This is a genomic window from Puniceibacterium sp. IMCC21224 (assembly GCF_001038505.1).
Classification (GTDB): domain Bacteria; phylum Pseudomonadota; class Alphaproteobacteria; order Rhodobacterales; family Rhodobacteraceae; genus Puniceibacterium.
Map to the genome: position 1 here is coordinate 1,000,877 of NZ_LDPY01000001.1, position 14,439 is coordinate 1,015,315.

Consider the following 14,439-nt stretch of genomic DNA (forward strand, 5'->3'; position numbering starts at 1 on the left):
TTGACACCTGTGCGTCTCAGTAATGCGGCGGGCGTTCGTCGCCAAGGACGATGCCGCCACCGGCATCGGTTTCGCGCGCGGCCTCACGCCGCATCAGCAGATCGACCCGTGTGGTGAGGCGGGCAATCTCATTGTCCTGACGCGCCACGACATCGGACAGATCGTCCAGCGCGCGCAGGATATGAGCAAGGCGTTCTTCGATGGGATGCGTGTCGCTGGGCATGGATGGCTCCTTTGGCTGCTGATATAATCGGTCTTGTCGGTCGCCGCAATTGCATGCCGCATAGGTCTTGCCGCCCCCGCATGTCAGGCTGACTTGCCCCGGATGGGGCAAGCGGTTAAACGGGCGGCGCATCAGGACGGGATCAGCAGCGATGGCCAAAAGCCCCAAAACACCCCGCCCCCGGGCGCAGACGCCCAAGGGGTTCCGCGACTATTTCGGCACAGAAGTTACGACGCGCGCAGAGATGTTGCGCAAGATCGCCGGGGTCTATCATCGCTATGGCTTTGACGCGCTGGAATCCGCCGCAGTGGAAACCGTCGAGGCGCTGGGCAAGTTCCTGCCCGATGTCGACCGGCCCAATGAGGGTGTGTTCGCTTGGGAGGATAATGCCGAGGGTTGGGTCGCGCTGCGCTATGACCTGACAGCACCGCTGGCACGGGTCTACGCGCAGCACCGCAATGATCTGCCGCTTCCCTATCGCCGCTATGCCATGGGTCCGGTCTGGCGCAATGAAAAGCCCGGTCCGGGGCGGTTCCGGCAGTTCTATCAATGCGATGCGGATACGGTGGGGGCCGCGTCGGTCGCAGCGGATGCAGAGATCTGCGCGATGCTGGCGGACACGCTGGAGGTCGTCGGCATTCCGCGCGGCGATTACATCGTGCGGATCAACAACCGCAAGGTACTGAACGGGGTGCTCGAGGTGATGGGTGTCGACGACAGCCAGCGCGACGCGGTCCTGCGCACCATCGACAAGTTCGACAAGGTCGGAGAATCCGGCGTGCGCGAGCTGCTGGGCAAGGGGCGGCTGGACGCTTCGGGGGCCTATATCGACGGGGTTGGGCTGAGTGAGGAACAGGCCGCGCCGGTGCTGGCCTTCCTCACGTCCCGCGGCGATACGGCGGAACAGACGCTGGCGAACCTGCGCACGGCGATCGGCGGCTCTGCCGTCGGGGCGGAGGGCGTCACCGAACTTGGGAAAATCGCCGATCTGCTGGCGGCCCAAGGTTACGGCCCCGACCGCATCGTCATTGACCCCTCTGTGGTTCGTGGGTTGGGCTACTACACCGGCCCTGTCTACGAGGCGGAGCTGACCTTTGAGATCCACGACGAAAAGGGTCGCAAGCGGCAGTTTGGCAGTGTTGCCGGCGGTGGGCGCTATGACGATCTGGTCAAGCGCTTTACCGGGCAGGCGGTGCCTGCGACCGGTGTCAGCATCGGCGTTGATCGGCTGTTGGCCGCGTTGCATGCCAAGGGACGGCTGGACGGCGAGGCACAGGGCCCGGTTGTTGTCACCGTGATGGACCGCGACCGCATGGCCGACTACCAGCAGATGGTGGCCGAACTGCGCAACAATGGCATCCGAGCTGAAGTTTACCTTGGCAATCCCAAGAACTTTGGCAATCAGCTCAAATACGCCGACAAACGCGGCAGCCCGGTTGCCGTGATCGAGGGTGGTGACGAAAAGGCGCGCGGCGTGGTACAGATCAAGGATCTGATCCTCGGGGCCAAACTGGCCGAGGATGCCACCCTTGAAGAATGGAAGGACCGCCCCAGCCAGTTCGAGGTGCCGCGCGATAAGCTGGTCGCCAAGGTCCAGGAAATACTGAGCGGCCAATGACCAGCACCACGATCAGAGCCGAAGCCGCGCGGCTGCGCGCGGTGTTCGAGGACGCAGGCGCGTTGCCGGTGGAATGCAGCATCCTGCAACCGGCGGGCACGCTGCTGGACCTGTACGGCGAGGATATTCGCGCGCGGGCTTATGTCACGCAGGATCCGGGCCGGGGCGAACAGATGCTGCGCCCGGATTTTACCGTGCCGGTGGTGCAGATGCACATGACCCACGGTGCCGAACCCGCCCGCTATACCTATGCGGGCGAGGTGTTTCGGCGGCAAGAGGATCACCCCGAGCGGGCGTCGGAATACCTTCAGGTCGGGTACGAGGTGTTTGACGGCACTGATCCGGCGGTGGCCGATGCCGAAGTGTTTGCCCTGTTCGAACGTGCCCTAGGCGGGGCGGGGCTGCGGGCCTCAACCGGGGATATCGGTATTCTGATGGCGGCGGTGCAGGGGCTGGACACGTCCGAACGCAGACGCGCCGCGCTGATGCGTCATATCTGGCGACCCAAACGGTTTCGGGCGTTGATTGATCGCTTTTCGGGCCGTGCGTCGGTGCCTGCGAGCCGTGCCGCGCTGCTTGGCGCGGTCGACCCGATGGCAGGTGCAGGCCCGATGATTGGGCTGCGCTCCGAGGCCGAGATTGCCGCGCGCATCGACGCGCTGCGTGAGGATGCGAACGAGCCGCCGCTGAGCGAAGGGCAGGTCGCATTGATCGACGCGGTGTTGGCGGTGCGGGAAACGTCGGTGTTTGCGCTGGAACATCTGCGCGATATCGCGGTGGATCTGCCCGCGATCGGTCCGGCGGTCGAGCGGTTCGCGCAGCGCAGCGAGGCGCTGTATCAGCGCGGCGTTGATGTGGCACGGCTCGACTTTGAGGCCGCCTATGGCCGCACCTCGATGGAATATTACGACGGCTTTGTCTTTGGTTTTTACGCCGAGGCGCGGCCCGATCTGCCACCCGTCGCGACCGGCGGGCGCTATGACGCGCTGACCCGGCAATTGGGCAATGGCACCAGCATTCCGGCGGTCGGTGGTGTGATCCGCCCCGATATCCTGAGCGCGGTGCAAGGGGGCTGGGAATGAACGTCAAGCTGGGTGTGCCGTCAAAAGGGCGGTTGATGGACAAGACGTTTGAATGGTTCGGCACGCGCGGCATCACATTAAGCCGCACCGGATCAGAGCGCGAGTATGCCGGCGCGGTCGAGGGCGTCGGGGGCATCGACCTCGTGCTGTTGTCCGCCGGAGAGATCCCGCGCGAACTGGCCGCCGGGCGCATTCATCTGGGCGTGACTGGCACCGATCTGATCCGCGAAAAACTGGTGCAGTGGGACCAGAAGGTCGAGCCGCTGGCCGAACTGGGTTTTGGCTTTGCCGATCTGATCGTTGCCGTGCCGCAGGCCTGGGTTGACGTTGATACGCTCGACGATCTGGATGCGGCGGCGGCGGCGTTCCGCGCCGCGCACGGCTTTCGGTTGCGGATTGCCACCAAATATCACCGGCTGGTGCGCGACTATCTGCGCAACGGCGGCGTGGCTGATTATCAGCTGATCGACAGTCAGGGGGCGACCGAAGGCACGGTCAAGAACCTGACCGCAGAAGCCGTGGCCGACATCACCTCGTCCGGTGAAACGCTGCGCGCCAACCACCTCAAGATTCTGAGCGAAGAGCCGGTTCTGCGCTCGCAGGCCACGCTGTTTCGCAGTCGGACCGCCCCCCATGACGATGTGCAGGACGCGGTGCTGAATGCGCTTTGTGATCGGATCGGACTGGACGTGCGCAACCGCAGAATGGGGCGCCGCAGCTAGACGATGAGAGCGTATTTGGTGCGCTTGCGGACTTGCCGGATGATATGTCTGTCGGTTCAGCGTCGGCGGGCGCGCACCGTCATGTGTCGCAGCGGTTGCATTGGCGGGTGGAAAATAGCTTAGTCAGGCGCACAACAAACACCAACCGGGAGAATAACCATGACCATAAAAACAGCATCGAGTGCCCTGTCCCTGTGTCTGATTGCGGGCAGCGCGGTGGCCAATTGCGATTCAGTCACTTTTTCGGATGTCGGCTGGACCGACATTACCGCGACCACAGCCGCTGCGACTGTGGTGCTCGACGCGCTGGGCTATGACACCGATATCAAGGTGCTGTCGGTGCCAGTCACCTATACCTCGATGGCGGCCGGGGATATCGACGTGTTTCTGGGCAACTGGATGCCGACGATGGAGGCGGATATTGCCCCTTATCGCGAGGCGGGCACCGTCGACACCATCCGCGCCAACCTGACCGGGGCGAAATATACGCTGGCCACAAATGCGGCCGGTGCGGCGCTGGGAATCAAGGATTTCTCGGATATCGCGGGCCATATGGACGCGCTGGACGGCGATATTTACGGCATCGAACCGGGCAATGACGGCAACCGCCTGATCCTTGACATGATCGAGACCGATGCCTTTGGCCTGGACGGGTTTGATGTCAAGGAAAGCTCGGAACAGGGGATGCTGGCGCAGGTTGGCCGCGCCACCGGACGGGATGAGCCGATCATCTTTCTGGCCTGGGAACCGCATCCGATGAATGCCAATTACGACCTGACCTATCTGACCGGGGGCGACGACTACTTTGGTCCTGATCTGGGTGGTGCGACGATCTATACCAACACGCGGGCGGGCTATGCCTCTGAGTGCGAGAATGTCGGCAAACTGCTGAACAATCTCGAATTCACTCTGGCGATGGAGAACGAGATCATGGGCGCGATCCTTGATGATGGCAAAGATCCCGAAGACGCGGCGCGGGATTGGCTTTCTGCCAATACCGACGTGATTGGCGGCTGGCTGGACGGCGTGACCACGCAGGATGGTGGCGACGCGTCGGCGGCGGTCATGGATGCGCTCAAGATGTGAGACCGCTTGAACGCGTAAAAATGGATCCGGCACTGTGGTGCCGGATCACGCAGGTCAGCAATCATACCATTTTGTAGTGGCGGCGGGGCCGGGACGGTTCATGCGCAAAGCATCGCCTGATCTGCGTGGCAACGCCCTGATGCCATCGGCTGGCTGACGCACGCGAATGGCTGCCATAGCTTTCCTCTTGGCTCTGAATTCATTCGGGCGCGGAACTCTTCACAAACTGGTGCGTTAGATAGTCAGACCAGACAATGGAGAGATTATCATGGCCACCACCAACCTTTCGAACGGCACCGCATCCAAGGATTATCAGGAACTTTCCGAGCAGATCACCACGCTCAAGGGTGATATCGCAGGCATCGCAGAGCTGTTGGGCGAAATCGGCGTGCGTCGCAAGGACGAGTCGATCGAGGCCGCGCGTCAGCGTGCTGAAGAGCTGCGCGTCCGCGGTGCCGAGCATCTGTCCCAAGCGCAGCAGCATGCCGCGGTCGCACAGGATCAGGCAATCGACGCGATCCGCCGTCAGCCCGGCACGGCTGTTGGTCTGGCCGTCGGCATCGGCTTTCTGGCGGGTTTCCTGACAGGTCGTAAATAATATGTCGCTGGTTTCCAGCCTCAAGCAAAGCGCGCGGCGTACGTCGCGCGCTGTTGCCATGTCCGCCGCCGGTATGATCTGCATCTGCGTTGGCGCCGGGTTCTTTACGTCCGCGTTGTGGATGATTCTGTCGCGGTGGGAGGGCAGCCTGTTCGCCGCCTGCGTGATTGGCGGACTCTATGCGGGCGGTGGCCTTATCCTTGTGGCGCTGTCGGGACGCGGATCGCATTCGCCAAAACACAACTCCCGAACCGAGGATGCCGAAGCGATGGTGCGTCTGGTTGAGGGATTTCTGACCGGACTTGACGCCGGGCGCCGCACAGCGCGTCCGAAACCACGGTCGCATACTTCGTGAACAACACATCCTCAAACCGACCGCACGTGTCGGTGCGCTTGTCGCTGATCGTGCTGGCGGTTTTGGCCAGCCTGTTTGCGCTGCACGCGGCGCAGAACATCGCGGCACCGATGGTGCTGGGCATAGTGACGGCTGTTATCCTTGCTCCGTTGATGGATTTTTTTGGCCGTTTACACATTCCGGCAGGCTGGGCGGCGACCCTTATTCTGATCCTAACGCTGTCGATCCTTGGCTTGCTGATTATCGCGCTCGAACCGCTGTTCTGGCGCGTGGCGGATGAATTGCCGCGTATCCGTTCCGAATTACAGTCGATTGTCATTGATTTGCGCAGCATGATTCGCGGCCTCGACGATATGAGCGAGGAAATGCAAAAGGTCATCGGCGGCGATGCAGCGGCAAAGTCGGGCAACACAGAGGATCAAGCAGCTACGCAGTTGCCAACCGTGGCCGATGCGCTGTTTCTGGCCCCGGTTCTGATGGCCAAGGCGCTGGTGTTTGCCGGTACATTTTATTTCTTTCTGCTGACACGGCTCGAGATTTATCTCGCCCTGGCCCGGCGGCTGGGCGGCGCGGCCCAGGCCAGCCAAGTGCAACAGCGATTCCGCACGGCGGAAAAGCTGGTGTCGCGCTACTTTATCACCATTTCCGCAATTAATCTGGGCCTCGGCTTGTTGTTGGCTGCGGTGCTGGCGTTGATCGGGCTGCCCGCGCCGCTGGTCTGGGGCATGGCGGCGGCACTGCTGAATTACGTGCTGTATGTTGGTCCGGGTCTGATTGCCTCGGGGTTGGTCCTCGCCGGGATCGTGCATTTTGACGGACTGATGGTTGTTGCCCCTGTGGCGTGTTTCCTGACGATCAACATGCTTGAGGCGCAGTTCGTCACGCCGTCGATGATCGGGCGTCATGTGTCGCTGAATGCGCTGCTGGTGTTTGGCGCACTGGTGTTCGGCCTTTGGTTCTGGGGACCAATCGGGGGCATCGTGTCGATCCCGGTACTGGTGATTGCCGTAGCACTGCTGGACGAATCTGGTGTGCGCGGGGCGTCCCTAACCGCCCCCGCTTGACGCATTGTTTGAACCTGAGCGCGCGTTTCCACGGTTCTGTTGATGCGATCTGCCCGGCAGCGATGCATCCGGTCCACACCGCGGCGGCGACGCGGCCAATTTGTCGGGCGTCGTCATTGCCGTATCGGGACTTCTGTGCCATCAAGGAAAAAGGAATCTGAACGAAAGAGTTTAGTGGATGTCAGACTACGCTTCCCGCCGCAGAATGATGGTCGACACGCAGGTGCGCCCATCCGATGTAACCAAATTCCCGATCATTGACGCGATGCTTGCCATCCCGCGAGAGGTTTTTGTGCCTCGGGACCGGAGCGAGGCGGCGTATGCCAGCGAAAATGTCGCCATCGGTGGCGGGCGCGTGCTGCTGGAACCACGTACCTTTGCCAAGATGCTGGATGCGGTCAATGTGACCAATGCCGATCTTGTGCTCGATGTGGCGGCTGGGCTTGGATATTCTTCGGCCGTAGTCGCGCGGATTGCCGAGGCGGTTGTCGCGGTTGAAGATGATGCCGACCGCGCCAAAGAGGCGCAATCGCTGCTCTCGGACCAGCAATCGGACAACGTGATCGTCCACTGCGGCCCGCTGAACCAAGGTGAAGCCGGTCATGGCCCCTACGATGCGATCCTGATCGAAGGCGCGATCGAGGAACTGCCCGACGCCATTTCTGCCCAGCTCAAGGAAGGCGGGCGCATTGCGGCTGTCTTTATGGAGGGCGCTTTGGGTGTGGTTCGGATTGGACACAAGATCGACGGCACCATCGCCTGGCGATTTGCGTTCAACGCCAGCGCGCCGGTGCTTCCTGGTTTCGAAAAACAACGGACCTTCGCGCTCTAGCCCTGACAGGCTGGCGCGGATGCTCATGGCGTGAGGCGATAGAGGCAATCGGAATGCGGCGCATAGGCAGATCACATATTGTTTCGGCCCCGCGTGGTTCCCATATGACCATCGCAATCTTGGCAGAGGCTGAAACGGCGGAACCATGAAGGGCAAACAGCATCTGGGTGTTGCTCGTGGGCTGGGTGGGCCGTTTGGCGCCATCTGGTTTGGGATTGGTTTCTGAAAAGATGCGAAACACTGAACGATAAAGCGACAGAATTCGCCAACCCGGTACGCTGCAAGAAGGCCGAGATTCCAGAAAAGCCTGCAATTAACCGGCGCAATGGCACAGACAGAAAAATGAGGCGGGCAGTATGAAGCGTAATACACTGGCACAAAAACTGACACTTGGGGCAACCTGCCTCTGGCTGGGCGCGGGGGCGGCGGCAACTGCGGTGCAGGCTGATACGCTCGCCGATGCTTTGGTCGGAGCCTACAATACCAGCGGTCTGCTGGAGCAGAATCGCGCAGTCCTGCGCGCGGCTGACGAAGACGTGGCACAGGCCATTGCATCGCTGCGGCCGGTTCTTAGCTGGACGAGCCAGGTCACGCGCGATTTCGGCGTAAGCCGCAGCAATAGCTCGGGAAATTCGGCTGTCGGGTCGGCGTCCAATACCGCGTCTCTTGGTCTGAGTGCCGAGCTTACGCTGTTCGATTACGGTCAGAACCGTCTCGCCATCGAGGCAACCAAAGAAGCCGTTCTTGGAACCCGCCAAACGTTGGTGGCGGTGGAACAGCAGATCCTGCTGCGCGCGGTCAATGCGTTCATGGAGGTGCGTCGCGCCACGGAAACGGTCGCGTTGCGTCAGAACAACCTGCGACTGATCACTCAGGAACTGCGCGCCGCCCGTGACCGTTTCGAGGTGGGAGAAGTGACCCGCACCGACGTCGCTCTGGCCGAAGCGCGGCTGGCGGCATCGCGCAGCGCGCAGACGGCGGCCCAGGGGGATCTGAGCGTCGCACAAGAGGAATATCGCGCCGCAGTCGGTCATGCCCCTGGCAACCTGATCGCGCCGCGTTCGGTGCCGCAATTGCCGCCCAGCACCGCAGCCGCCAGTGCCACGGCGGTCCGTACTCATCCGGAAATCATCGCGGCGCAATATAATGTGTCGGTCAGTGAACTCAGCATTCGCCGCGCCGAAGCGGCGATGAAACCAACGGTGACGCTGAATGGCTCACTGGGGGCAACGCAGAACTACGACAACAAGAATTTTAGTCAGAGCGGCTCTGTCTCGATCCGGACAAGCGGCCCGATCTATCAGGGGGGGCGGCTGTCATCGCTGGTCCGGCAGGCTATGGCCAGCCGCGACGCACAGCGCAGCGCGTTGTTGCAGACCCGCATCGCAGTCGAGCAGAACGTCGCCAACTCCTATGTTGGGGTGCAGGTCGCGCGGGCTTCTCGCACGTCGAGTGCCGATCAGGTTCGTGCCTCGCAGGTCGCGTACGAAGGTGTTCGCGAAGAAGCTACGTTGGGCGCACGCACCACGCTGGATGTTCTGAACGCTGAACAAGAGTTGCTGGACGCACGCGCGAACCAGATATCGTCCGTGGTTGACGAATATATCGCGGCGTATTCCGTGCTTGCCGCGATGGGGGTGCTGACGGCGCAGCAGCTGGGCCTGAATGTGCAGCAATATGATCCGGCCAGCTATTACAATCTGGTCAAGGATGCACCGGTGCAGAGCCGTCAGGGCGATCAGCTGAACCGGGTATTGCGCGCGATCGGCAGAGAGTAGCGCCATTCTGGTCCAAAAGAGTAGTTTCGGTCTGGTCTGTTGTGTGGCGGGTCTGGTCGCGGTACACTCGGTCAGAGGCTAGAGTGGTATAAAAAAATGTCAGACCGCATGACAAACTTGGGGGTCGAGGATGTCCTGTCTTCGATTCGACGGCTTGTGTCCGAAAAGGTGGAATCGGGCGCACCCGATGCAAAACCTGCGATGCCGGGTCGGCTTGTTCTGACACCGGCCCAGCGTGTGCCAGACGAAATCGACGAAATTGCTGACCAGCATCCTGCCAGAGAGACGGCGACGCTGGCCAGAGAATCCGAGCAGGTTTTGCCAGAGCCCATGGTTCTGAGAAAGACCGATCGCGCGCCGGAACCTGCTTTGGATATGTTTGTACATCGCGCAGCCCGGGACAAGGCTGAGCAACCCGAGCAGGGTGAGGATCGAACCGTGCGCGCACAGGCGTCTGACGCCCTATCCGTGCTTGTCGAACAAGAGGTGATGCAGGCGCTGAGCAACCTCGACGCAGAGTCAGGGCCTGAAGGGGCTGCGATTGCTGAGCCTGTCGGCGATGCAGATCCGACGATGCCCGAGAATACTGAATACGTTGAAGCGGTAGAAATCGACGCGATCAGCAACATGCTTGACACGGAATTGGATAAAGGGGCTCTGTCGACTAAGGTTAAGACTTCAACCCGCGCCGAGGTGCCGCGTGTCGGGCTGACCCTCGAACAGAAGATCCTGGAACTTGAGACCATGATCTCAGAAACCTCTGGCGGCTGGGATGACGAGGCCGACGCCGAACAGATCGGAACTGCGGCGTTTGTTCAGGGGGTGTCGGACAGCCTGCCGTGGCGGGATTTCCACGACGACGACCAAGAGGACGCCTCATCGCGGGCGCATCCGGCTATTGACGCTTTTTCGAATGTTGTCACGTCCCGCCTTTGGCCTGATGCCGCCCCCGAAACCGATGCGGAACAGACGCTGGAGGCTGCCATAGCCGTAGATGATATGGTCGAAGACGAAGCCGAGGACAGTTCAATGATTCCAACCGACGAGAGACCATCGGATCAAAAGCGTGGCTCCGTGCCGCTCTCGGATGCGGACGCGTTGATCGACGAAGATATGTTGCGCGATATGGTGGCCGAGATCGTGCGGCGGGAATTGCAGGGCGCGCTGGGTGAACGGATTACCCGCAACGTCCGTAAACTGGTACGCCGCGAGATTCAGCGCGCCTTGTTGGTACAGGATTTCGAATAGGGCGGGGCGTTACGCCGCGCCTTTTAGGACTACCTGCATCGATTGGGTGCTTGTCGACCAACGATGGCTTTCACAGCTTCGTTTCGACATACGCCAGTCAACGCGGCCCACCCCCAGAATTGCACGCCATCTGCTCAGCGTTACCGGTGTTTGTCAAAGATGTTGTCCACCGATTTCATGCGGGGGCTCTGATTTCAGGGGCGCGGATTTTGTTTTCGGGGTTGAGCCAGACGGGTCCGGCGGGTTGCCAGTTTCGGGTTTTTCCTGACCAGCGTTCTGGCTTTTGTGCGCGTGCATTTGCATAGAGACTGGCGCGGCTTGCGAGCGTTGCGCTGTCATGCCCGGTGTGGCGCGCATTGGGTGTGACGAAGCGGATGGCGCTGTGCAGGTGTTGGCCGTTGTACCAGCTGGCGAAGGATTTCACCCAAGCCTGTGCGTCTTCTTTTGTGGCAAAACCCTTGGTCGGCCAGTTCGTGCGGTATTTGCAGGTTCGAAACAGCGCCTCGGAAAACGGGTTGTCATTGCTGACGCGTGGGCGGCTGTAGGACGCCGTGATGCCCAACTTCTCCATTGTCACCTTCATCGTGGCGCCCTTCATTGGGCTGCCGTTGTCCGCATGCAAGACCAGCGGCCGGGTGATGCAGCCCTCGGCCAGGACCGCCTGTCGGATCAGCGTCGCGGCCAGGTCTGAGGCTTCTCGGTCATGAACCTCCCAGCCGACGATCTTCCGACTAAAGATATCTACGATGAGGTACAGGTAGAAGAACATGCCCGCCACCGGTCCCGGCACCCAGGTGATGTCCCAGGTCCAGACCTCACGCGGGGCCGTGGCCTCATAACTGGTCGGCGGCTTGCGCCTGATGGGCGGTCTTGCCCGGCCCCGGTGATGCTGCTGCCCGCGCTCGCGCAGGATGCGGTAAAAGCTGGATTCCGAGGCCAGATACTGCCCCCGATCGGCCAGTTTTGGCACAATCTGACTGGGCGGAAGGCTGGCGAATTCCGTTGAATTACAGACATCGAGCACGGCGGCCCGTTCATCCGCGCTCAGCTTGTTGGCCGGTTCCGGGCGCCACGCGAGGGGCCGCCGATCGGGCTGAACCTCGCCGCCGTTTGTCCAGCGCCGCAGGGTGCGGTCGCTGATCTCCAGCTCGGCACAGGCTTTGGGGCGTCGCGCGCCTGCGGTGACGGCCTCTTGGATCAGCAGCGTGGCGGTTTGGCGATGTGGGGTGCTGATCATGCGTCCTCGTCGCCCCCCCAGATCGCCGACGCCTTTTTTCTGAGAACCAGAAGGGCTGCCGTTTCGGCCAATGCGCGATCCTTGCGCGCGAGATCGCGTTCCAGTTCCTTGATCCGTTTCTTCTCGTCCTTCGTCACCTGACTTAGTCGGGCAGAACTGCTGCGATCCCAATCATTCGCCTGCTCACAAGCGCCGCGCCAAGCCAAGACCTGCTCTGGATAGAGGCCGCGCCTGCGGCAGTACTCGGCCAGATCGACCTCATTCAATGCAGCCGTTTCCAGCACAGCCGCAAACTTGTCCCGCGAAGACCAACCCTCGGGGCCTGCGTCAGCGTCGGGCAGAAACCGCCCCTTTCCGCGCGCCACGCCCCGCCACTTGTGCAGTGTCGCTTCGGATATCCCTTCCTCCTGTGACAGCTCCCTAACAGGTCGCTGAAATAGTCTGCTGCCAAGAACGTTGTTCTTGTCAGGCGGGAGGGACCGTGCTCCGAGCTCGGGTCTCAGGGCGCATTTTGCGGGTCTTGCTCGTTGTTCTTGGTCATGTTGCCAGCAACTTCGGCAGCCTCGCCAGATTGCAGGCGGCCATGGTCATCGTGAACTGCGCGCCGAGCCTTTCGGTGCCGCGCAGCATTGTCTGGGTCATCGAGCCCACGGTTTTGGCCCACCCGAAGGGCTCTTCGATCTTCTTGCGCCGTTTCTGCGACACGGCGTAGCCTGAATGACGGGTCGTTCGCCCGTCGATTGCGGAATGGCGTGATTTGCGGGCGACGTGCGGCGTAACGCACATCTGACGAAGATCGGAGATGAAGTCTGTGCTGTCATACCCCTTGTCTGCACCAAGAGTGAGACGTCGGGTCGAGCCCCGGGGAGTGACGGTTGACCATTTCCAGTGCTGCCTTTCGCTCCGCGTGACCATCGGCCTGCGTGACCTCCGCCTGCACGATCAGGCCGTTAAGGTTTTCCATCAAAGTATGGCCCATGAAGCAAAGGATGGCCCCGGCGCCGGGCGACTTCTTGTAAAGACGGGCCTGGGGATCGGTCACCGATGCAGGCGTCGAGTTCGAGCGCTTATGCCCGCGAAAGTCGGCTTTGGCATTTCGGTTGCGGCTGGTCTTGCGGGGCATCGGCTCGATCTCGGTGTTGTTGGGTTCGGGGGCAGTGGTGTTGGAGGGCGGCGATGGCGGTGGTGGCGGATCGTCTGGCCCATCCACCTGGTCCGGCGGTGCGGTATCGGCTTTCGGCTGACAACTTTTCATGGAAGCCCACGCCTTGATCAGCGTGCGGTCGACCGAGAAGTGCTCGTCCGAGAGCAGCGGCTTCACCTCCGAGTGAGCAAGAACGGCGGCCATGAACTTGCGCGACATCTCTGTGGACTTGTCGCGATTTAGTTCCGGTCTCTTTCGAGCGATATTCGCAATGAAGGAGACACAAATTGGCACCAAGATACAGCGACGAGTTCAGACGTGATGCGGTTCGCATTGCAACAAGCAGTGGACTGACGCGACCTCAGATTGCGTCTGATTTAGGGGTTGGTGTTTCGACACTGAACAAGTGGGTTCAACACCATCAGAATGATGACCTGATGTCCGGCCCGCATGAGGATGTGGAGAAGGAGAACGCCCGCCTTCGCAAAGAGAACCGGCTACTCCGCGAGGAGAGGGAAGTGTTAAAGAAGGCGACGATCTTCTTCGCAGGCCAAAAGGCGTGAGGTTTGCCTTTATCGACACCTGGAAGAAGATCTGGCCCATTGAGTTTCTATGCCGCGTTTTGCGGGTAACTTCCCGTGGGTTTCGCGCCTGGAAGATCCGCCCTATCAGCCGAAGCCAGCGAGATGACATGGTGCTGTTGGCCCATATCAGAGAACAACACCGCCTTAGCCTGCAAAGCTACGGCCGACCTCGCATGACGGAGGAACTGCGCGATCTCGGTCTTGTTGTCGGGCACCGCCGGGTAGGCCGGTTGATGCGTGAGAACGCGATCAAGGTTATTCGAACCCGTAAACATAAAGTCACGACTAACAGCAATCACGCCTTCAATGTCGCCCCCAACTTTCTTGATCAGGACTTCTCTGCTGATGGCCCAAACCAAAAATGGGCAGGGGACATTTCCTACATCTGGACGAGCGAGGGATGGCTGTATTTGGCAGTGATCATCGATCTTTACTCCCGCCGGGTCATTGGCTGGGCGGTCAGTAACCGGATGAAGCGGGACCTGGCCATCAAGGCATTAGACATGGCAGTAGGGCTGCGAAAGCCACCCAAAGGCTGTATCCATCATACGGATCGTGGCTCTCAATACTGTTCAGGTGACTATCAGAAAAGTCTGAAGCAGCATGGATTTCTGGTCTCAATGAGCGGCAAGGGAAATTGTTATGACAATTCCATGGTCGAGACCTTCTTCAAATCTCTGAAAGCCGAACTGATCTGGTGTCAGAAATGGGCGACCCGCAGACAAGCAGAAGGAGCAATATTCCAATACATCAATGGGTTCTACAACCCGCGAAGACGGCATTCATCCCTTGGCGGGAAAAGTCCCTTGGCTTTCGAGAGACGGGCTGCCTAACATGAGCTGAGAGACCGGAACTTTTGCGTGGCAAG

General features: G+C 60.8%; 13 protein-coding genes and 1 pseudogene. 11 read left to right on the top strand and 3 right to left on the bottom strand.

Annotated features, from left to right (window positions below; translation table 11 throughout):
- Positions 1-16 precede the first annotated feature (16 nt).
- Positions 17-223: a SlyX family protein gene (locus IMCC21224_RS04615; RefSeq protein WP_047994350.1), complete on the bottom strand. Its 207-nt coding sequence runs from the start codon at positions 221-223 to the stop codon at positions 17-19.
- A 151-nt stretch (positions 224-374) separates the two neighbouring features.
- On the opposite strand from IMCC21224_RS04615, the gene hisS reads away from it, so the two are divergent.
- The 10 genes from hisS (at position 375) to IMCC21224_RS26380 (ending at position 10,606) form a co-directional block, all read left to right on the top strand.
- Positions 375-1,841, top strand: coding sequence for a histidine--tRNA ligase (gene hisS / locus IMCC21224_RS04620; protein WP_047994351.1), 1,467 nt, complete (start codon positions 375-377; stop codon positions 1,839-1,841).
- A complete protein-coding gene (locus IMCC21224_RS04625) occupies positions 1,838-2,923 on the top strand; it encodes an ATP phosphoribosyltransferase regulatory subunit (protein ID WP_047994352.1) in 1,086 nt (361 codons plus the stop codon). The genes hisS and IMCC21224_RS04625 overlap by 4 nt, the downstream gene beginning before the upstream one ends.
- Complete coding sequence (hisG, locus tag IMCC21224_RS04630) at positions 2,920-3,645, top strand: ATP phosphoribosyltransferase (RefSeq protein WP_047994353.1); 726 nt, start codon at positions 2,920-2,922, stop codon at positions 3,643-3,645. The genes IMCC21224_RS04625 and hisG overlap by 4 nt, the downstream gene beginning before the upstream one ends.
- A 159-nt stretch (positions 3,646-3,804) precedes the next feature.
- Positions 3,805-4,731 carry a choline ABC transporter substrate-binding protein gene (choX, locus tag IMCC21224_RS04635; RefSeq protein ID WP_047994354.1) on the top strand — a complete coding sequence of 309 codons (927 nt, stop codon included), beginning with the start codon at positions 3,805-3,807 and terminating at the stop codon, positions 4,729-4,731.
- Positions 4,732-4,999: 268 nt separating this feature from the next.
- Positions 5,000-5,329, top strand: coding sequence for a YqjD family protein (locus tag IMCC21224_RS04640; protein ID WP_047994355.1), 330 nt, complete (start codon positions 5,000-5,002; stop codon positions 5,327-5,329).
- Between the two features lies 1 nt (position 5,330).
- Positions 5,331-5,684 carry a phage holin family protein gene (locus IMCC21224_RS04645; protein ID WP_047994356.1) on the top strand — a complete coding sequence of 118 codons (354 nt, stop codon included), beginning with the start codon at positions 5,331-5,333 and terminating at the stop codon, positions 5,682-5,684.
- On the top strand, positions 5,681-6,748 hold the full coding sequence (locus tag IMCC21224_RS04650) for an AI-2E family transporter (protein ID WP_231582015.1): 1,068 nt from the start codon (positions 5,681-5,683) through the stop codon (positions 6,746-6,748). The genes IMCC21224_RS04645 and IMCC21224_RS04650 overlap by 4 nt, the downstream gene beginning before the upstream one ends.
- A gap of 178 nt (positions 6,749-6,926) precedes the next feature.
- Positions 6,927-7,580, top strand: a complete 654-nt coding sequence (locus IMCC21224_RS04655; protein ID WP_047994357.1) for a protein-L-isoaspartate O-methyltransferase — start codon at positions 6,927-6,929, stop codon at positions 7,578-7,580.
- A 356-nt stretch (positions 7,581-7,936) separates the two neighbouring features.
- A complete protein-coding gene (locus IMCC21224_RS04660) occupies positions 7,937-9,358 on the top strand; it encodes a TolC family outer membrane protein (protein ID WP_053078891.1) in 1,422 nt (473 codons plus the stop codon).
- 108 nt (positions 9,359-9,466) lie between these two features.
- Positions 9,467-10,606: a hypothetical protein gene (locus tag IMCC21224_RS26380; protein ID WP_053078892.1), complete on the top strand. Its 1,140-nt coding sequence runs from the start codon at positions 9,467-9,469 to the stop codon at positions 10,604-10,606.
- A gap of 175 nt (positions 10,607-10,781) precedes the next feature.
- Here IMCC21224_RS26380 and IMCC21224_RS04670 read toward each other — a convergent pair.
- Together IMCC21224_RS04670 and IMCC21224_RS26955 are read right to left on the bottom strand one after the other, a co-directional pair.
- Positions 10,782-12,346, bottom strand: a protein-coding gene (locus IMCC21224_RS04670) for an IS3 family transposase (RefSeq protein WP_369796038.1) whose coding sequence is annotated in 2 segments (ribosomal slippage) — positions 10,782-11,872 and positions 11,872-12,346 — 1,566 coding nt in all. Because the reading frame shifts where the segments join, the coding sequence is not laid out codon by codon here.
- A 34-nt stretch (positions 12,347-12,380) separates the two neighbouring features.
- Positions 12,381-13,227, bottom strand: a pseudogene (locus IMCC21224_RS26955) (IS5 family transposase); the annotation flags it as partial.
- 47 nt (positions 13,228-13,274) lie between these two features.
- Here IMCC21224_RS26955 and IMCC21224_RS04690 point away from each other — a divergent pair.
- Positions 13,275-14,404 (top strand): IS3 family transposase gene (locus tag IMCC21224_RS04690; protein ID WP_156178125.1). Its coding sequence is split into 2 segments (ribosomal slippage): positions 13,275-13,515 and positions 13,515-14,404, totalling 1,131 coding nucleotides; the frame shifts between segments, so codons are not numbered across the junction.
- Positions 14,405-14,439: the final 35 nt, after the last annotated feature.